The following is an 18,633-nucleotide window of genomic DNA, read 5'->3' as shown; positions in this document are numbered from 1 at the left end:
GCACCATGAACTTCATCCTGCACCTGGGCCTGGGCTCGTTCCACCGCGCCCACCAGGCCGTCTACATCCAGCAGCTGCGCCAGTTGGGCGACCTGCGCTGGGCCATCGCCGGTGGCAACCTGCGCCCCGACATGGCCGAGACCATCGCTGCCCTGCAGGCCCAGGGCGGCCGCTACACGCTGGAGACCGTCACGCCCCAGGGCGAGCGCAGCTACACCCGCATCGAGTCGATCCAGCGCGTGATCCCCTACCAGGACGACCTGGCGCCGCTGATCGCCACCGGCGCCGACCCGGCCACGCGCATCATCAGCTTCACCGTCACCGAAGCCGGTTACTACCTCGACGCCAACAACCAGCTCGACTGGGCCACCTTCCCCGACCTGCGCGCCGACCTCGAAGCGGTCAAGCTGGGCCTGGCCGGCCACACGATCTACGGCGGCCTCGTCAGCATCCTGCGCGCGCGCATGAAGGCCAGTGCCGGCTCGGTGACGCTGATGAACTGCGACAACCTGCGCCACAACGGCGAGCGCTCGCGCGGCGGCCTGCTGCAGTTCATCGACGCGCTGGGCGACACCACGCTCAAGGCCTGGGTGGAAGCGAACACCAGCAGCCCCAACGCCATGGTCGACCGCATCACGCCGCGCCCCACGCCCGACGTGGCCGAACGCGTCAAGGCCGCCACCGGCTGGGACGACCGCGCCGCGATCATGGGCGAGAGCTTCATCCAGTGGGTGATCGAAGAGAACTTCATCGCCGGCCGGCCCGAGTGGGAGAAGGTCGGCGTCGAGATGGTGGACTCGGTGCAGGCCCACGAAGAAGCCAAGATCCGTCTGCTCAACGCCACGCACAGCTGCATCGCCTGGGCTGGCACGCTGGCGGGCTACCTCTACATCCACGAAGGCACACACGACGCCGCCATCCGGAAGATGGCCTACGACTACGTGACCGACGACACCATCCCGGTGTTGCTGCCATGCCCCATCAACCTGGAGCGCTACCGCGACGTGGTGCTCGACCGCTTCGGCAACCCCGCCATCCAGGACACGAACCAGCGCGTGGCCATGGACGCCTTCTCCAAGATCCCCGGCATGATCGCGCCCACCATCCGCGACCAGCTGGCGCGCGGCGGCTCCTTCAACAGCGTGGCGATGCTGCCCGCGCTGTTCCTGGCCTACCTGCAGCGCTGGCACGCCGGCCAGATCCCCTACACCTACCAGGACCAGGCCATGGACCCGGCTGTGGCCCACGCCATTTGCGACGCGGCCGACCCGGTGGTCGCCTACGCGGCCGACACCACGCTCTGGGGCGAGATGGCCGGCCACCCGCAGCTGGTCGAGGCCCTTCGCAAGGCCTTTGCCCGCGTGCAGGCGTTCGTGGCAGAGCGCGCCGGGGCCTGAACCGGTGTAACTTAGGCGCCCTGACGCCGGAGCCCGCCATGACAGTGAAGACGCCCACCGCCCCGCGCCAGCTCAAGCCCGAGCTGGAGCACGAGTTCGTGCGTTCGCCCGACCTGGGCTACGAGCTGTCGTCCGACGTGGGCTTTGTGCGCTGCCTGTCCCACGGCTTCCCGACGCCGCTGGCGCGCTGGCACTACCACGACGAGTACGAGCTGCACCTGATCACCAGTACCAGCGGCAAGGTGTTCGTGGGCGACTGGATCGGCCCCTTCCAGGCCGGCCAGCTGGTGCTCACTGGCCCGCGCCTGCCGCACAACTGGGTCACGATGGACATGCCCGAGGGCGGCGTCGCCCAGCGCGACCTGGTGATCCAGTTCACCCACGAGCCGCTGACCCGCGCCGCCGAAACCATCCCCGAGCTGCGCGAGGTGCTGCCGCTGCTGGAGCGCGCCAAACACGGCATCGAGTTCTTCGGTCTGTCCGAAGCGGCCGAACGGCACTGGCACCGCGTCAAGAACGCGCGCGGCCTGCGCCGGCTCACCGCCTTCTGCGACTACATGGCCGACCTCACGGCCTGCACCGACTACCGGCTGCTCTCCAGCGTGCAGCTGCAGAGCGACGACGACGACGCCTCGATCGACCAGATCCACGCCGTGGTCAGCCGCATCACCGACCACCTGGCCGACGACCACTCGGCCGGTGCGCTGGCGGCCGAGCTGGGCATGAGCGAGAGCCGCTTCAGCCGCTTCTTCCGCAAGGCCACCGGCAACACCTTCACCGACTTCGTCAACCGTGTGCGCATCAGCCGCGCCTGCCAGCTGCTGATGGACACCGACCAGCAGGTCACGCACATCTGCTACGAGGTCGGCTTCAACAACGTGGCCAACTTCAACCGGCGCTTTCTGGAAATCAAGGGCATGACGCCCACCGAGTTCCGGCGCCAGAGCCTCACGCGCTTCAAGGGCGCGGCGTGACCGGGCAGGCCCGGCCCTGGGTACCGTCCAGATAGGGCATCAGGCCCGGCCCGATCGACGTCAGGATCTGCACCGGCAGGCCCGAGGTGAAACGGTACTTCGCGGCGTCCGGCCCCACCACATAGGCGGTGAGGCTGCCGAAGTAGCGCGGCCCGAGGTGGAACACGAAGGTGGCGGTGCGGTTGAGCGCCAGCGCGGCCCGGCCGCGCACCACCACGCGGTTGTCGCCGGTGCCGGTCTTGCCGCCCGGTGACAGGTCCTCGCCCCCCTCGGTCTTGAAGCTACCGGACAGGCGGCGCGCGGTGCCCCGCTCCACCACCTCGGACAGGGCCTTGCGCAGCGCCCGCGCCACCTCCGGCGCCATCACACGCTCGCCCTGCGCCGCGGTGCGGCCCAGCGCCGTCTCCCAGGGCGTGCCACTGGCCAGGTGCAGGCCAGTGATGTGGCGGGTGGGCAAGCGCACCCCGTCGTTGACGATGATGCCCATCAGCTCGGCCAGGGCCGCTGGCCGGTCGCCCGAGCTGCCCAGCGCCGTCGCCAGCGAGGGCACGAGGTGGCCGAAGGGGTAGCCCAGCCGCGCCCAGCGGCTGTGGATGTCGAGAAAGGCCTCCACCTCCAGCAGCGTGTAGATGCGGGTGTCCTGCGCACTCTTGACCCGGGTGCGGAACAGCCAGCCGTAGACCGCCTGCCGCTCGTCGGCGCTGTCCTCCAGCGCCTGCGACAGGCTGGCGCCAGGGTGCTGCAGCCGGTAGGCCACCAGCCAGAGTTCGAGCGGGTGCACGCCGGCCACGTAGCCGCGGTCGGGCAGGTCCAGCGCGCCGGGCGCAAAACGCTCGTGCAGGCGCACCACGCGCGCCGCGTCGGGCGCCTTCTCACCCAGGCGCTCGCGCAGGAATGCACCGAGCGCCTCGGCTGGCGCCTCGGGCTCCAGATAACGGAACACCGCGGCCAACCGCTCGGGCGTGGGGCGCAGACCGTCCAGCAGCAAGTCCCGCAGCTCGGCCGGGTTGCGCTGGTCGGTCTTGCGCCAGAAGCGGCGCAGAAAGGTCTGGCCTTCGCGGTCGGCAAAGCGCGCCAGATAGGCGCTGCGCCGCGGGTCCTGGTCGTCTTCGAGCAGGCGCGCGGTGCTGCCCGGCACCTGGTACATGGTGTGGCGCACCACCTCGCGCATCAGCCGCACGAACGGCAGGTTGATCGAGGCCTGCATGGCCTCGCGCAGGGTCGGCGCTCGGGCGTTGTCGTCGGCGTTGAAGTTGTTGAAGCTGTGCAGGCCGCCACCGGTGAAGAAGCGCTCGCCCGGATCGGCCGAGAACCGGCGCTCCAGTGCTGCGTCCAGCATGGCGTCCAGGCTGCGGTCGGGGCTGGTGGTCAGGTGCTGCACGGCCCAGCGGGTGAGCGTATCCTGCCGGTCGAAGGCGATGCCGCCCAGGGTCTTGGGCTCCTGCGGCGACAGGCGGGCGTGCAATTCGGCCACCAGTTCCAGGTAGGTCGCGAGCACCCGCAGCTTGGCGGTGGAACCGAGTTCGAGCTTGCTGCCTTCGTTGATGTCCAGCGGCTGGTTGGTGGTGTCGGTCTGCACGCGCACCTGGTTGCCTTCGGGCGTGCGTTCGAGCAGGGGTGAAGCTGTAGCGCACCGCGCCCAGCGTGCCGGGCTGCAGCAGGCGCTCGCCGATCAGGCCCTGGCTGCGCGCGAACCCGGGGTCGCCCAGGCGCCCGAGGTAGCCGCTCACTGCGTCCTGCAGTCCGGCGTTGATCGTGGTGTCGAGACGGGCGTCAAGCCGGTCGAGGTTGTAGAGCGAGGTGCCCAGCCAGCCGGCCAGGCGGCTGCGCGCGGCGGTGGTGCCCTTGCCCGGGCTGGCGGGCAGCTTCGGCGGCTGGCGGACCATGTCGCGGAACACCAGCCGCTGCTGCAGGGCGGCATCGCGCCAGCCGGTGTCGATGAGGCCTTCGGCGGCCAGCAGCCGCAGGTAGGCGTCGGTGGTCTGGTCGAGCTCCCCGCGGCCCTCGGCCAGGTACCAGGACGGCCGCCGGTGCGCCACCATGAGCGCCACCACCTGCCGCAGCACCTGGGCCCGCTCGGCCGGGTCGGCCGCGAGTCCCTGGGCGGGCGTCAGCAGCGCCCGCGCGCGCTCGAAGTCGGTCCCGAACCACACCCACAGGCCGTCGCCCAGCCCGTGCACCTCGCCATGCCGGGGCGCCGCCGACAGCGGCACGGTGTTCAGGTAGTCCAGCAGGATCTGGCTCCGCACCGGCAGCGTGTCGGCGCCCTGCCGGTAGGCGCGCACGGAGGCCGACGCCATCTGGCGCAGCTTCTCACGGGCGTCCAGCGTGAAGCCGTCGGGCGAGTGGCGGTACTTTTCGATCTGGGTGGCCAGGGTGCTGCCGCCGGGGGTGTCCAGGTCGGGGTCGATGCGGCTGCCGAGCTGGCCAAGCACCGCGCGGGTGAAGCGCACCCAGTCGACCGCCGGGTTCATCTGCGGCCGGTCGGGGTCGAGCAGGTCGCGGTTCTCGATGAACATCAGGGCCTGGGCCACCAGTGGCGGCACCTGCTCGAAGCGCTCGAACGTGCGGTAGGGGTAGCGGAAGCTGTAGACCGGCTCGCGGTGGCAGTCCAGCACGGTCAGGCCGGTCCGGCTTTTCTCCGCGAACGGCGCGTAAAGGCTGCGGTCGATGTGGGCCAGCAGCGCCGGGCTCTGGCGGGCCTGTTCGGTGATCACGAACCCGCGTGGCGCCAGCCGGGACACCGCGTCCGGGATGGCGGTGTAGCCCAGCCGCTGGTCGAACGGGCCATGGGAGGGGAAACGCATCTGGTCGCTCGCACCCGGGGCGGTCTGGTGCTGCAGCCCGGCGGCGTAGCGGCTCAGGAACCGGGCCTGCAGGCGGGAGGTGTGGGCCTCGTACACCAGCAGACCGCCCACCGCCGCGCCCGCCAGCAGCAGCGCCGCACCGATCCACACCAGGCGCCGGGACGGGCGCCAACCGCGCCGCGGCGGGGTGACCATGAGGCCGGGCTCTTCAGGCAAAGGAGGCTCCATCTGCTGCATCGCAACAATTGTCGACCATCAGGTCCGGCGCCGGGGCAAACCGGGGACCGAAGGCACATTCGGTTACCTGCCATTCACCTGTGCCGCACACGCCGACCGGATAATTCGCGCCCATGTCTTTGCGTCTCTCGCGCCGCCTCCTTCTGGGTCTGGCCCTCGCCGCCCCTGCCCCGCTGCTGCTGACCGCGCCAGCGGCCCACGCGTCCACGTTCGACCTGCCGCCCATCGACAGGATCGTCCACTACCAGCCCAAGCTGCCGCTGCAGGTGTTCACCGCCGACGGCGTGGAGCTGGCGCAGTTCGGCGCCGAACGGCGCGAATACGTTCCGCTCTCCAAGACCCCCAAACTGCTGCAAGACGCGGTGCTGGCGGTGGAGGACGCGCGCTTTCGCGAGCACTCCGGCGTCGACCCCAAGGGCATGGCCCGCGCGGCCCTGGCCCTGATCACCGGCGGCCGCAAGCAGGGGGCCAGCACCATCACCCAGCAGCTCGTGCGCACCATGCTGCTCACGCGCGAACTGACGGTCGAGCGCAAGGCCAAGGAAATCCTGCTGGCCTTCAAGGTCGAGGAGGCACTATCCAAGGACCGCATCCTGGAGATCTACCTCAACGAGATCTTCCTGGGCCAGCGGGCCTACGGCTTTGCCGCTGCGGCGCAGACCTACTTCGGCAAGTCCATGGACCAGCTGACGATCGCCGAGACCGCCCTGCTCGCCGGCCTGCCGCAGAACCCGTACTACGCCAACCCGGTGGCCAACATGGCCCGCGCCACAGCGCGCCAGCGCGTCGTGCTGCAGCGCATGCACACGGTCGGCGTGATCAACGACGCCCAGCTGGCCGCCGCCCGCGCCGAGAAGATCACCCTGCGCTCCCCCAGCGAACGCGATGTCGATGCCGCCCACGTGGCCGAGATGGCGCGGCGGGTGGTGTTCGAGCGTTTCGGCGAATCCGCCTACTCGCGTGGCATCCGCGTCACCACCTCGCTGCGCGCAGCCGACCAGCGCGCCGCCTATGCCGCCGTGCAGCGCGGGGTGCTGGCACAGGACCGCCGCAACCCCTGGCGCGGCCCCGAGGCGCAAGAAGACCTGCCCGCGGCCGACGACCCCGAGCTCGAACGCGCCGCCGCCGAGGCGCTGAAGGACCACCGCGACGACGACACACTGCGCGCAGCCATCGTGCTGGGCGCCACGCCGAAGGAAGTGCGCGTGCAGCTGGCCAGCGGCGAGCAGGTGCGCATCAAGGGCGAAGGCCTGCGCTGGGCCCAGCCGGGGCTGTCGGCCAAGGCCAAAGACGCGCTGCGCATCCAGCGGGGGTCGGTGCTGCGCGTGGTCAAAAACGGCAAGGACTGGTCGATCACGCAATGGCCCGAGGCCGAGGCCGCGCTGGTCGCGCTGGACACGCGCAGCGGCCGCGTGCGGGCCCTGGTCGGCGGTTTCGACTTCGCGCGCCAGCCCTTCAACCACGTGACCCAGGGCTGGCGCCAGCCGGGCTCGACCATCAAGCCGCTGCTGTATTCGGCCGCACTCGAAGAGCGTGTGATGCCCTCGACCCTGGTCGACGACGGCCCCTTCACCGCACCCAACGGCTGGTCACCCGGCAACAGCGGCAACGCCACCGGCGAACCGCTGACTGTGCGCGCCGCGCTGGCCAAGTCGAGCAACCTGGTGAGCGTGCGCGTGCTGCAGCACACCAGCACGCAGCGCGCGCGCGACTGGCTGGGGCGCTTTGGCCTCGACGTCGCCAAGCAGCCCGACAACCTCACGCTGGCGCTGGGCACCGGGCAGGTGACGCCCCTGCAGATGGCCCGTGCCTACGCCACGCTGGCCAATGGCGGCTGGTCGGTCGAACCGGTGGTGATCGAGAAGATCGCCGATGCCCAGGGCAAGGTGCTGTTCGAGGCGCCCGCCGCGCCCGTGCTGACCGAAGAGAACCGCTCGATCCCCGCGCGCAACGCCTATGTGATGGGCAGCATGCTCAACGACGTGACCAGTGTGGGCACCGCCGCCCGCGCCCAGGCCCGGCTCAAGCGCAGCGACATCTACGGCAAGACCGGCACCACCAACGACGTGCTCGACGCCTGGTTCGCCGGCTACCAGCCCGGGCTGGCGGCAGTGGTCTGGATGGGCTACGACAAACCCCGGAGCCTGGGCGACCACGAGTCGGGCGGCCGGCTGGCGCTGCCCATCTGGACCGACTACATGGCCGCCGCGCTCAAGGGTGTGCCTGTCACCGCGCTGGGCGATGCACCGGCGGGTCTGACCCGCGTGAACGACGACTGGCTCTACGCCGAGTGGGCCAACGGCGGCGCTGTGGCGACCATCGAGGACGCTGCGGGTGCGCAGTACGCCGGACCGCCGACGATCCTCGACGCGATCCGGGAACTATTCAAGAACTGAGCGGAACGGACCCGCTCAGCCCGCGCAGATGCGGGCCTTGGCCTCGGCGTATTCGCGCTTGAAGCGCGCCACCAGATCGGCTGCAGGCACCACCTCGCGGATGGCGCCGATGCCCTGGCCGCAACCCCAGATGTCCTTCCAGGCCTTGGCGGTGTTGGCACCTTCGCCGGTGCTGAAGTTCATCTTGCTGGGGTCGCTCTCCGGCAGGTGGTCCGGGTCCATACCCGCGTTCTTGATGCTGCCCTTGAGGTAGTTGCCGTGCACGCCGGTGTAGAAGTTGCTGTAGACGATGTCGTCCGAGTTGCACTCGGTAATCATCTGCTTGTAGCCCTCGACCGCACGCGCCTCGTCGGTGGCGATGAAGGCCGAACCGATGTAGGCGAAGTCGGCGCCCATGGCCTGCGCCGCCAGGATGGCGCCGCCCGAAGCGATGGAGCCCGACAGCGCGACCGGGCCGTCGAACCACTCGCGGATCTCCTGGATCATGGCGAACGGGCTCTTGACGCTGGCGTGGCCGCCGGCGCCGGCCGCCACCGGGATCAGGCCATCGGCGCCCTTCTCGATCGCCTTGTGCGCGAACACGTTGTTGATCACGTCGTGCATCACCACGCCGCCCCAGCTGTGCACGGCCTGGTTCACGTCTTCGCGGGCACCCAGGCTGGTGATGATCACCGGCACCTTGTACTTGGCGCAGAGCTCCAGGTCGTGTTCCAGGCGGTCGTTGCTCTTGTGCACGATCTGGTTGATCGCGAACGGCGCGGCCTTGTTGTCGGGGTTCGCCTTGTCGTGCGCCGCCAGGGCCTCGGTGATCTCGGCCAGCCACTCGTCCAGCTGAGAGGCCGGGCGCGCATTGAGCGCCGGCATGGAGCCCACCACCCCCGCCTTGCACTGGGCGATGACCAGCTTGGGGTTGCTGATGATGAACAGCGGCGAGCCAATCACCGGGAACGGCAGGTTCTGCAGCACCGGGGGCAGGTAGCGTTGGCGTTGGGTCATGGGGTCTCCAGTCTTGTCGGTGTCGGATATCAGAACGCTTCGGCAGGCAGTGCGGTCACTGCCTCGGCACCTTCCACGATCGCGTCGCGCACGCCCGGGGCGCGGCTGAGCAGGTGGTCGGCGTAGAAGCGGGCGGTGGTGATCTTGGCCTGCATGAAGGGCACGTCCTGTCCCTTGGCGGACAGGTCTTCCGCCACCAGCAGCGCACGCGCCAGCTGCCAGCCCGCCATCAGGTTGCCAGCCAGCATCAGGTAAGGCACGCTGCCGGCAAAAGCCGCGTTGGGGTTGCTCTTGGTGTTGGCGGCGATGAAGTCCACCACATCCACGAACGCCTGGCGCGCGGCGCCCAGTCGCTTGGCGACCGCCAGCGCATTGGCGCTGCCGTGGGCCTTGAGCTCGGCTTCGGTCTTCTCGATCTGCGTCGCAATGGCTTTGGCCGACGTGCCGCCGTCGCGCGCGGTCTTGCGGCCCACCAGGTCGTTGGCCTGGATCGCGGTCGTGCCTTCGTAGATGGTCAGGATCTTGGCGTCGCGGTAGTACTGGGCCGCGCCGGTCTCTTCGATGAAGCCCATGCCACCGTGCACCTGCACGCCCAGGCTGGTGACTTCCAGGCTCATCTCGGTGCTGTAACCCTTGACCAGCGGCACCAGGAATTCATAGAAGGTCGCGTTCTGCTTGCGCACCTCGGCGTCCGGGTGGTGGTGGGCCGCGTCGTAGGCGGCGGCGGCCACACTGGCCATGGCGCGGCAACCCTCGGTGGCGGCGCGCATGGTCATGAGCATGCGCTTGACGTCGGCGTGGTGAATGATGGGCGCGGCGGTGGTGAAGCTGCCGTCCACCGGGCGGCTCTGCACGCGGTCCTTCGCATAGCCCACGGCCTTCTGGTACGCGCGCTCGGACACGGCGATGCCCTGCACGCCCACGGCGTAACGCGCGGCGTTCATCATGATGAACATGTATTCGAGGCCGCGGTTCTCTTCGCCGACCAGGTAGCCCACGGCGCCGCCGTGATCGCCGTACTGCAGCACGGCGGTGGGCGAGGCCTTGATGCCCATCTTGTGTTCGATGGACACGCAGTGCACGTCGTTGCGCGCGCCCAGCGAGCCGTCGGCATTGACCATGAACTTCGGCACCACAAACAGGCTGATGCCCTTGACGCCCTCGGGCGCGCCGGTCACGCGGGCCAGCACGAGGTGGACGATGTTCTCGGCCATGTCGTGCTCACCGTAGGTGATGAAGATCTTGGTGCCGAAGACCTTGTACGTGCCGTCGGGCTGCGGCTCGGCGCGGCTGCGCACGGCGGCCAGGTCACTGCCGGCCTGCGGCTCGGTCAGGTTCATGGTGCCGGTCCACTGGCCACTGACCAGCTTCTCCAGGTAGATGTTCTTCAGGTCGTCCGAACCGGCCGTGATCAGCGCCTCGATGGCACCGTCGGTCAGCAGCGGACACAGCGCGAAGCTCATATTGGCGCTGTTGAGGATCTCACCGCAAGCCGCGCCGATGGTCTTGGGCAGGCCCTGACCGCCGAAATCCACCGGGTGCTGCAGCCCCTGCCAGCCGCCTTCGGCGTACTGCTTGAAGGCTTCCTTGAAACCAGGCGTGGTGGTGACGTTGCCATCCTTGAAGAAGGACGGGTTCTTGTCGCCTTCCCAGTTCAGCGGCGCAATCACGCCTTCGTTGAGCTTGGCGCACTCCTCCAGCACAGCCTGCGCGGTCTCCAGACCAGCGTCTTCAAAGCCGGGCAGCTGCGCCACCTGGTCGATGCGCGCCAGGTGCTCGATGTTGAACAGCATGTCCTTGAGGGGGGCGGTGTAGCTCATGAAAGTCTCCGTGGATCGAATGCGGGTGCAAAAAAAGGGCATCGCACGCGATGCCCTTGTGGGTGCCGTCGGTTTACAGCTTCGACACCAGTTCCGGCACAGCCGAGAACAGGTCGGCCTCCAGTCCGTAGTCGGCGACGCTGAAGATCGGGGCCTCGGGGTCCTTGTTGATCGCCACGATCACCTTCGAATCCTTCATGCCCGCCAGGTGCTGGATGGCACCCGAGATGCCGGCGGCGATGTACAGCTGCGGCGCAACGATCTTGCCCGTCTGGCCCACTTGCAGGTCGTTCGGCGCGTAGCCCGCGTCCACTGCGGCACGGCTGGCGCCGATGGCCGCGCCCAGCTTGTCGGCCAGCGGGGTCATCACTTCGTTGAACTTCTCGCTGCTGCCCAGCGCACGGCCACCGCTGACGATGATCTTGGCCGCCGTCAGTTCAGGACGGTCGTTCTTGGCGATTTCGCTGCCGACGTAGGCGCTCTTGCCGTTGCCGGCTGCTGCCGCCACGGTTTCCACCGCCGCCGAGCCGCCCTGGCCCGCAGCGTCGAAGCCGGTGGCGCGCACGGTGATCACCTTGATGGCATCGCTGCTCTGCACGGTGGCAATCGCATTGCCGGCGTAGATCGGGCGCTCGAAGGTGTCGGCGCTGATGACCTTGCTGATTTCGCTGATCTGCGCGACATCGAGCTTGGCGGCCACGCGCGGGGACACGTTCTTCCCGCCGGCGGTGGCGGCGAACAGGATGTGGCTGTAGGCGGGCGCAATGGCCAGCACCTGGGCGGCGACGTTCTCGGCCAGGCCGTGGGCGAAGCCTTCGCCGTCGGCGTGGATCACCTTGCTGACGCCGGCGATCTGAGCGGCGGCTGCTGCAGCGGCGCCTGAGTTGTGGCCCGCGACGAGGACGTGCACATCACCACCGCAGGCAGCGGCGGCGGTGACGGTGTTGAGGGTGGCTCCCTTGATGGAAGCGTTGTCGTGTTCGGCAATGACAAGTGCGGTCATGTTCGGTATTCCTCTGGATCGTTGGGTTCAGCGGTCTTCAGATGACCTTGGCTTCGTTCTTCAGCTTGTCGACCAGCGTGGCCACGTCGGGCACCTTGACCCCGGCGCCGCGCTTGGCGGGTTCGGCGACCTTCAAAGTCTTCAGGCGCGGCGTCACATCGACACCGAGGTCGGCGGGCTTGACCGTCTCCAGCGGCTTCTTCTTGGCCTTCATGATGTTGGGCAGCGTCACGTAGCGCGGCTCGTTCAGGCGCAGATCGGTGGTGACGACCGCAGGCAGCGTGATTTCCAGGGTTTCCAGGCCGCCGTCGATTTCACGGGTGACCTTGGCTTTGCCGTCGGCGACTTCCACTTTGGAAGCAAAGGTGGCCTGCGGCAGGTCGGCCAGCGCAGCCAGCATCTGGCCGGTCTGGTTGGCGTCGTCGTCGATGGCCTGCTTGCCCAGGATGATCAAACCCGGCTGTTCCTTGTCCACCAGGGCCTTGAGCAGCTTGGCCACGGCCAGTGGCTGCAACTCGACATCGGTCTCGACCAGGATGGCGCGGTCGGCGCCGATGGCCATGGCCGTGCGCAGGGTTTCCTGGCATTGCGCCACGCCGCAGGAGACGGCTATGACTTCGGTGGCTGCGCCCTTTTCTTTCAGGCGCACGGCTTCTTCCACCGCGATCTCGTCAAACGGGTTCATGCTCATCTTGACGTTGGCGATGTCCACACCGGTGCCGTCGCTCTTGACGCGCACCTTGACGTTGTAGTCCACCACGCGTTTGACGGGGACGATGACCTTCATGTTCGGTTGCTCCTGATGAATGGAAAAGGCGGGTTGAAACGGGTGCTCGAATTGACGTACACGTCAATTCGGATTGTAGGCGTCTGACGAGCAACGCGACATTTCTGGCCAGACTTTTGCTGCACGGCCACAAAAATAGAACGATCGTGCTTTTTTATGATTATAGAAGAAGAATGCTGATGATCGCGAATGCCCCCAGGCGCGTCTGCCGCCACAACGACAAAGCAAGGGAAATCCCTATTAACCGACCAGTCGGTCGGCCAATTCGGGTAATTCTCTAGGGGGCCGACAGGGGGATTCGCCTATAGTGAATCAGGGTATTTTGTTTATCTTTCGTAACGATCCAACCCACCCCCAGGAGACAACGCATGAAGTTTCGCCTTGCCGCCACTGCGGCGCTCACCGCCACCCTGTTCGCGGGCGCCGGCGCCCAGGCCCAGACCGTGTTCACCGCTTCGACCTGGGTGCCGCCCACGCACACGCTCAGCGTGGCACAAAAGGAATGGTGCGATGCGCTGGAGAAAGAAAGCGCCGGGCGCATGAAGTGCAACATCCTGCCCAAGTCCGTGTCGGCCCCTCCCGGCACTTTTGATGCCGTGCGCGACGGCCTGGCCGACATCTCCTTCACGGTGGACGGCTACACCCCGGGGCGCTTCATCAATACCCAGATGGCCGAGTTCCCCTTCCTGGGCGACAACTCCATGGCCACCTCGGTCGCCTACCAGCGCATCTACAGCAAGTACTTCGCCCCGCTGGGCGAGCACAGGGGCGTGAAGGTGCTGGGTGTGTTCACCCACGGTCCAGGCACCATCTTCAACAGCAAGAAACCGGTCAACAGCCTTGCCGACGGTGCCGCGCTCAAGTGGCGCATTGGCGGTGGCAACATCAACGAGCTGACCAAGCTGATGGGCTGGAACACGACCCTCAAGCCCGCGACCGAAGCGTTTGAACTGCTGTCCACCGGCGTCATGGACGGCACCCTGTTCCCGGACGAGTCGATTGCCTCCTTCAAGCTGAGCATGATCAAGCACGCCACCACCCTGCCCGGTGGCCTGTACAACACCAGCTTCGTGTTCATGATGAACCCGGCCAAGTACGACGCCCTGTCCGCGCAGGACAAGGCCGTGGTGGACAAACTCTCGGGGGAATACGTTGCGCGCAGCTTCGGCGCCGGCTGGGACAAGGTCGATGACGCATCGGTGAATGGCGTGCAAAAAGCGCAGGGTGTCCAGCGCATCAAGGCATCCGACGCCTTCGTGAACGAGATCAAGGCCAAGCAGGCTCCGCTGGAAGACAAGTGGGCGGCAGCGGCTGAAGCCAAGGGCCTGAAGAACGCCAAGGCGGTGCTGGCCGAGTTCCGAGCCGAGATCGCAAAGGTCAAGTAAGCCTGGTGCCAGCCTGGCACCGTCTGATGACCGGCGGGGTGGCCGCGGTGGCCGCCCCGCCGGTTTGTCTTGTCTGACACCCCACCATGTTCCAGACCCCCGAGAAGTTCCTGCGCTGGTCCAGCGGCCTGATCGCGTCCATGGCGCTGTTCGCCATCATGTGGCTCACCCTCATCGATGTGACGGGCCGAAAGTTCTTCAACCATTCCGTGCCCGGCGGACTGGAGCTGACGGAGATCCTCATGGTCATCGTCATCTTCGGCGCGCTGCCGCTGGTTTCTTGGCGCAGCGAGCACGTGGTGTTCGACTCGCTGGACGCCGTCGTCCCGGCCTGGCTCAAAGGCATCCAGGCGCGGCTGGTGCACCTGGTCTGCGCGGGCACCTTCGGCCTTCTGGCCTGGCTCATGACCACACGCGCCCAGCGCTTTGCCGAGTACGGTGACACCACCGTGCACCTGCAGCTGGCCATATCCCCGGTCGCATGGCTGATGGCGGCGCTGTTGCTGCTGACGGCGCTGGTGCACGCCATCTTCGTCTTTTCGCCCCCCATTCCGGTGGCCCACGGGGAGAGCGCACCATGACCGCCGCGCTGCTGGGTTTTCTGGTGGTGTTCGGGCTGGCTTTTCTGCGCGTGCCGCAGGCCGTGGCCATGACCATTGCCGGCCTGGGGGGGCTCGGGCTCATGCGCGGCTGGCAGCCGGCCTTTGCCAGCACCAGCCAGGTGATCTTCGAGACCGGCTTTCACTACGTGCTGTCGGTCATTCCGCTGTTTGTGCTCATGGGCAACCTGGTGGCCCGCGCAGGCATGGCCAAGGAGCTGTTCACCGCCGCCAATGCCTTCGTGGGTCATCGGCGCGGCGGGCTGGCCATGGCCAGCATCATCGCCTCGGGCGGGTTCGGGTCCATTTGCGGTTCATCGATCGCAACCGCTGCCACCATGTCGCGCGTCGCCTACCCGGAGATGAAAGCCCACGGCTACAAAGACACGCCGGCGACCGGCTCCATCGCATCCGGAGGGACGCTGGGCATCCTCATCCCGCCGTCGACCATTCTGGTCATCTACGGAATCATCACCGAGACCGACATCGGCAAGCTGTTCATTGCCGGCATCTTGCCTGGCATCGTGGCCATCTTCTGCCTGTGCATGGCAGTGGTCTTCGTCACCTGGCGCGACCCCGCCGCCGGCCCCCCGGCCGAACGATTCACCTGGTCGCAACGCCTGGCCGCCATCCGCGGCATCTGGAGCGTCGCCCTGCTGTTCGCACTGGTCATTGGCGGCATCTACGGTGGCGTGTTCACCGCCACCGAGGGCGCGGGGGTGGGCGCGGCGGGTGCTTTCCTGTTTGCACTGGCCCGCCGCACGCTCACGCCGCGCGTGGTCATGGACATCCTGCAGGAAAGCGCACGCACCACGGCCATGCTGTTCACCATCCTCATCGGCGCCATGGTGTTCACCAGCTTCATCAACTTCACCAGCATGCCGGGCGACCTGCGCGACTTCGTGCTGCAGTTCAGCCCCCACCCCATCATGGTGGTGATCGTGATGATGGGGATCTACCTCGCTCTGGGCATGGTGATGGAAGAGCTGGCCATCGTGCTGCTGACCATTCCGGTGTTCTTCCCGGTCATCACCGGCCTGGGCTTCGATCCGGTCTGGTTCGGCATCCTGGTCGTCACCATCGTCGAGATCGGCATGATCTCGCCCCCGGTGGGGTTGAACCTCTTCGTGCTCAACTCGTTGCTGCCCAGCGTGAAGCTCACCACGCTCTACCGCGGCGTCTGGCCCTTTGTCTTCGCCGACATCGTGCGCCTGGGCATCCTGATCGCGTTCCCCGTCATCTCGCTCTGGTTACCCGGTTTCATGGCCCGCTGAGGACCTGGGCTGTTCGCCGCTGGCACGCATGTGGACCACGCGCTGAGGGTATGGGATCTCGATCCCGTGCGTGCGCAGCGCGGCCAGCACGGCCAGGTTGACGTCGGAGCGCACATTGAGCTGCCCGTTTTCGGGGTCTGCAATCCAGTAGCCCAGCGTGAACTCCAGCCCATCGGCGCCGAATGCGGACAACGCGGCATTCGGGGAAGGCTCGCGCAGCACGCGCGGCTGTGCCAGCGCCGCCTCGACCAGCAGGCGGCGCACCGCGTCCACATCACTGTCGTAGCCCACCGACACCACGGTGGACTGCCAGACCTTCGGGTCGGCCAGCGACAGGTTCTCCACCCGGTTGGTGATGAGCATCTCGTTGGGCACGATGGACTCGCGTCCCGCCGCCGAGCGGATCAGGGTGTAGCGGGTGGTGATGTCGGTGATGCGCCCTTCGAAGTTGTCGACGCGCACGTTGTCGCCGATGCGCATGCTGCGCTCGGCCAGGATCACGAAGCCGCTGACGTAGTTGGCCGCCAGCTTCTGCAGGCCAAAACCGATGCCGACACCCACCGCACCACCGAGCACGGACAGCGCCGTCAGGTCGATGCCCACTGCGGACAGTGCGACGATCAGGCCCAGGAACATCAGGATGGCACGGGTCGCATTGCTCAGCGCCTTTCGCAGCGACAGGTCGCCGCCGATGGCCGACTTGAGCAGGCGCGCTTCGATCGCAGCAGAAATCCAGAGCGTGACGATGAGCATGGCGCCCGCCGTCAGCGCGCCTTCGATCAGGGTGCGCAGACTCACCGTGCTGGAGCCCATCTTCCACGTAATCTGCTCCATTTCCTCCAGCACGATGGGCAGCAGGCCGCTGACCCACAGCACCATGAAGCCCCAGGCCATCCAGGAGATCGTGCGTTCCATCACCCGCACCCAGGGCGCCGACGAGAACGCGGCCTGCAGCACCTTCACGCCGACCCGGATCACCACCAGGGACACCAGCACCGGAATCGCGACCTTGAACACCGCCAGTGGTATCTGTTGCGCAAGCACGCTGCGGGCCACGTAGGCCAGTGTCAGCAACAGCAAGGGGAACAGCACGCCGTCGATCACCTGCCGGCCGAACAGGATCGACGATTCCTCCTGCTGCCTGTTGAGCGCGCGCCGCAACAGGGCGCCCAGCCCCCAGGCCATGCCGACGCACAGCGCCAGCACGCCAAGTTCAATCCACACGGTGGTCTGCTGAAATCCGGAAAGCCAGGCGTCGAAGTCCTGAATGGGCGGTGGTGCAGCGGTGTTGTTGCTCACCATCGGGGCGCCCTTTTCTCGATGAAGGCCTGCACACCCTCTTGCGCCACTTCGTGCACCATGTTGCAGGCCATGGTCTGGCCGGCCAGCTGGTACGCCGATTCCATGCCGGTTTCCAGTTGCCGGTAGAAAAGCGCCTTGCCCATGGCGAGCGCCTCGCGCGGCTTGCCCAGGATGCGATCGACCAGCGCGGCCACTTCGGCATCCAGGGCGTCGGCCGTCACCACACGGTTGACCAGCCCACGCGCCTTCGCCTCGTCGGCCGAGATGAAATCACCGGTCAGCAGCATCTCCATGGCCTGCTTGGGCAGCATGTTGCGCGACAGCGCCACGCTGGGCGTCGCGCAGAACAGGCCGACGTCGATGCCGTTGACGCCGAAGCTCGCCTCCTTCACGGCCACCGCCAGGTCGCACTGGGCGACCAGCTGGCAGCCGGCGGCAGTGGCCAGGCCATGCACGCGTGCGATCACCGGCACTTCCAGCTTGCGAATCGACAGCATCAGCTTAGAGCAGGTCGCAAACAGGGACTGGTAGTAGGCCAGCTCGGGTCGGGCCTTCATCTGCTTGAGGTCATGCCCCGCACAGAAGGCGCGGCCCTCGGCGGCAATCACCACGGCGCGCGCCGCGGGGTCGGCGGCCACGGCGTCCAGCGCCTGCTGGAACGCCGCCATCATGTCCTCGGACAGGACGTTGAAGGCCTTTGGGTTGTTCAATGTGAGGGTGTGCACGCCGCGCTCGTCGCGGGTGTGCATCAGGACAAGGTCATTCATTGCGTATCAGCGACAGATGCCAGGGGAGGCGGATAAGAACTGGTGGCGGCGAGGTCCTGCGCCACATCGCGCCAGGAGAAGGCCGGGTCCGCGGGACCTACCTTCTCCACCACGATCTCCGAGTGGCCGTACAGGTTGTTGACCGGCTGATCCAGCAGGTAACTCTGGCTTCCCTTGGCGAATCGGCCGACGATGGGGCTTGAGAGGCCGCTGTCGATCACCCGGAAGCCCAGCCTCGGGTGAAACAGCTGCTCCAGGGCGCGGCTGTTGAACTGGAAAAAGTGCCATGGCGCTTCGTGTTCCGAGAAGGAAAAATGGGTTTCGATGAACGCCTTGCCCCCTGGGCGCAGCACCTTCGAAATCTCTTCCACCACGAGCCATGGACACACAAGATGCTCGAACACCGCGCAGGAGAAGACAAAGTCGAACTGTCGACCGGGGAGGTATTGAGAAAGGCGGTGGGCGTCGCCCACCACGTCCACATTGGGGCCCGACAGGTAGTCGAACCCGGTGTACTGCACATCGGGCAGGTATTCCTTCCATAGAGCGCGCGCCACCACCAGGCGCGAACCGATTTCAAGCACCTCCAGCCCTGGCCGGTTGATGTGCTCCTGCAACCAGGGCCAGACGACACTGTGCCCGCAGAAGGCCGGCGCTCGCGAACCAGCCTCCGGCACCAGGATGTCGTCCAGATCAGAGCTGGCCCCGCACAACTGCAATCGGCCGATCGTGTCCCGGGCCCGCTGCAGCTCCCCTTGCAACCGCAAGCGCTCTTCATGGGCCCTCTGCTCGCGTTCCTGACCCGCCTGCACCTGCAGGCGCAGATCCGTCAGCTCCTGGGCCAGGCCTTTCAGACCTGGCATCCGTTTCAGTACCTTTTTCAGCATCT

Annotated in this window: 14 protein-coding genes and 1 pseudogene; 6 read left to right on the top strand and 9 right to left on the bottom strand. The window is 67.2% G+C overall.

Translation table 11 applies throughout. From position 1 onward, the window contains the following. Positions 1 to 5 precede the first annotated feature (5 nt). Positions 6 to 1,397 (top strand): D-arabinitol 4-dehydrogenase, encoded by a 1,392-nt coding sequence (gene dalD, locus HFL01S_RS08050; RefSeq protein ID WP_066257142.1) that lies wholly within the window; start codon positions 6 to 8, stop codon positions 1,395 to 1,397. A 38-nt stretch (positions 1,398 to 1,435) separates the two neighbouring features. Then, the gene (locus tag HFL01S_RS08045; protein ID WP_066257140.1) at positions 1,436 to 2,371 is read left to right on the top strand and encodes an AraC family transcriptional regulator; all 936 of its coding nucleotides are present in this window, start codon (positions 1,436 to 1,438) and stop codon (positions 2,369 to 2,371) included. On the opposite strand, the gene HFL01S_RS25905 is transcribed toward HFL01S_RS08045, so the two are convergent. Both HFL01S_RS25905 and HFL01S_RS25900 read right to left on the bottom strand, forming a co-directional pair. Continuing rightward, on the bottom strand, positions 2,355 to 3,950 hold the full coding sequence (locus HFL01S_RS25905; RefSeq protein ID WP_281179902.1) for a hypothetical protein: 1,596 nt from the start codon (positions 3,948 to 3,950) through the stop codon (positions 2,355 to 2,357). The two genes, HFL01S_RS08045 and HFL01S_RS25905, sit on opposite strands and share 17 nt — an antisense overlap. A gap of 607 nt (positions 3,951 to 4,557) precedes the next feature. Beyond that, positions 4,558 to 5,178 (bottom strand): annotated as a pseudogene (locus HFL01S_RS25900) (transglycosylase domain-containing protein); the annotation flags it as partial. A gap of 350 nt (positions 5,179 to 5,528) precedes the next feature. Between HFL01S_RS25900 and HFL01S_RS08035 the strand changes: the two are divergent. Continuing rightward, positions 5,529 to 7,811, top strand: coding sequence for a penicillin-binding protein 1A (locus HFL01S_RS08035; RefSeq protein WP_066257137.1), 2,283 nt, complete (start codon positions 5,529 to 5,531; stop codon positions 7,809 to 7,811). A 15-nt stretch (positions 7,812 to 7,826) separates the two neighbouring features. Here the strand turns inward: HFL01S_RS08035 and HFL01S_RS08030 are convergent, their stop codons facing one another. The 4 genes from HFL01S_RS08030 to HFL01S_RS08015 all read right to left on the bottom strand — a co-directional run bounded on the left by HFL01S_RS08030 (position 7,827) and on the right by HFL01S_RS08015 (position 12,417). Then, positions 7,827 to 8,807, bottom strand: a complete 981-nt coding sequence (locus tag HFL01S_RS08030) for an NAD(P)H-dependent flavin oxidoreductase (protein WP_066257135.1) — start codon at positions 8,805 to 8,807, stop codon at positions 7,827 to 7,829. Between the two features lie 29 nt (positions 8,808 to 8,836). Further along, on the bottom strand, positions 8,837 to 10,627 hold the full coding sequence (locus tag HFL01S_RS08025) for an acyl-CoA dehydrogenase (RefSeq protein ID WP_066257132.1): 1,791 nt from the start codon (positions 10,625 to 10,627) through the stop codon (positions 8,837 to 8,839). A 73-nt stretch (positions 10,628 to 10,700) separates the two neighbouring features. Then, a complete protein-coding gene (locus HFL01S_RS08020; RefSeq protein ID WP_066257129.1) occupies positions 10,701 to 11,630 on the bottom strand; it encodes an electron transfer flavoprotein subunit alpha/FixB family protein in 930 nt (309 codons plus the stop codon). A 37-nt stretch (positions 11,631 to 11,667) separates the two neighbouring features. Beyond that, positions 11,668 to 12,417: an electron transfer flavoprotein subunit beta/FixA family protein gene (locus HFL01S_RS08015; RefSeq protein WP_066257126.1), complete on the bottom strand. Its 750-nt coding sequence runs from the start codon at positions 12,415 to 12,417 to the stop codon at positions 11,668 to 11,670. A gap of 368 nt (positions 12,418 to 12,785) precedes the next feature. On the opposite strand from HFL01S_RS08015, the gene HFL01S_RS08010 reads away from it, so the two are divergent. The 3 genes from HFL01S_RS08010 (at position 12,786) to HFL01S_RS08000 (ending at position 15,675) form a co-directional block, all read left to right on the top strand. Continuing rightward, positions 12,786 to 13,802, top strand: a complete 1,017-nt coding sequence (locus HFL01S_RS08010; RefSeq protein ID WP_066257124.1) for a TRAP transporter substrate-binding protein — start codon at positions 12,786 to 12,788, stop codon at positions 13,800 to 13,802. An 86-nt stretch (positions 13,803 to 13,888) separates the two neighbouring features. Then, positions 13,889 to 14,383 carry a TRAP transporter small permease gene (locus tag HFL01S_RS08005; RefSeq protein WP_066257122.1) on the top strand — a complete coding sequence of 165 codons (495 nt, stop codon included), beginning with the start codon at positions 13,889 to 13,891 and terminating at the stop codon, positions 14,381 to 14,383. Further along, positions 14,380 to 15,675, top strand: coding sequence for a TRAP transporter large permease (locus HFL01S_RS08000; RefSeq protein ID WP_066257119.1), 1,296 nt, complete (start codon positions 14,380 to 14,382; stop codon positions 15,673 to 15,675). The genes HFL01S_RS08005 and HFL01S_RS08000 overlap by 4 nt, the downstream gene beginning before the upstream one ends. Here the strand turns inward: HFL01S_RS08000 and HFL01S_RS07995 are convergent. From HFL01S_RS07995 to HFL01S_RS07985, 3 genes are read right to left on the bottom strand one after another with little or no spacing between them, the layout of a single operon-like run. Next, entirely contained in the window at positions 15,652 to 16,977 is a 1,326-nt protein-coding gene (locus tag HFL01S_RS07995) for a mechanosensitive ion channel family protein (RefSeq protein ID WP_066257117.1), read from the bottom strand. The two genes, HFL01S_RS08000 and HFL01S_RS07995, sit on opposite strands and share 24 nt — an antisense overlap. Beyond that, positions 16,971 to 17,744: an enoyl-CoA hydratase gene (locus HFL01S_RS07990; RefSeq protein WP_066257115.1), complete on the bottom strand. Its 774-nt coding sequence runs from the start codon at positions 17,742 to 17,744 to the stop codon at positions 16,971 to 16,973. The genes HFL01S_RS07995 and HFL01S_RS07990 overlap by 7 nt, the downstream gene beginning before the upstream one ends. Further along, a complete protein-coding gene (locus HFL01S_RS07985; RefSeq protein WP_169802321.1) occupies positions 17,741 to 18,607 on the bottom strand; it encodes a class I SAM-dependent methyltransferase in 867 nt (288 codons plus the stop codon). The genes HFL01S_RS07990 and HFL01S_RS07985 overlap by 4 nt, the downstream gene beginning before the upstream one ends. Positions 18,608 to 18,633: the final 26 nt, after the last annotated feature.

The organism is Hydrogenophaga flava NBRC 102514, assembly GCF_001571145.1.
In the GTDB taxonomy this organism is placed as follows: Bacteria; Pseudomonadota; Gammaproteobacteria; order Burkholderiales; family Burkholderiaceae_C; genus Hydrogenophaga; species Hydrogenophaga flava.
Note: the sequence above shows the minus strand (reverse complement) of the source record. Positions and strands in the feature narration are given on the sequence as shown.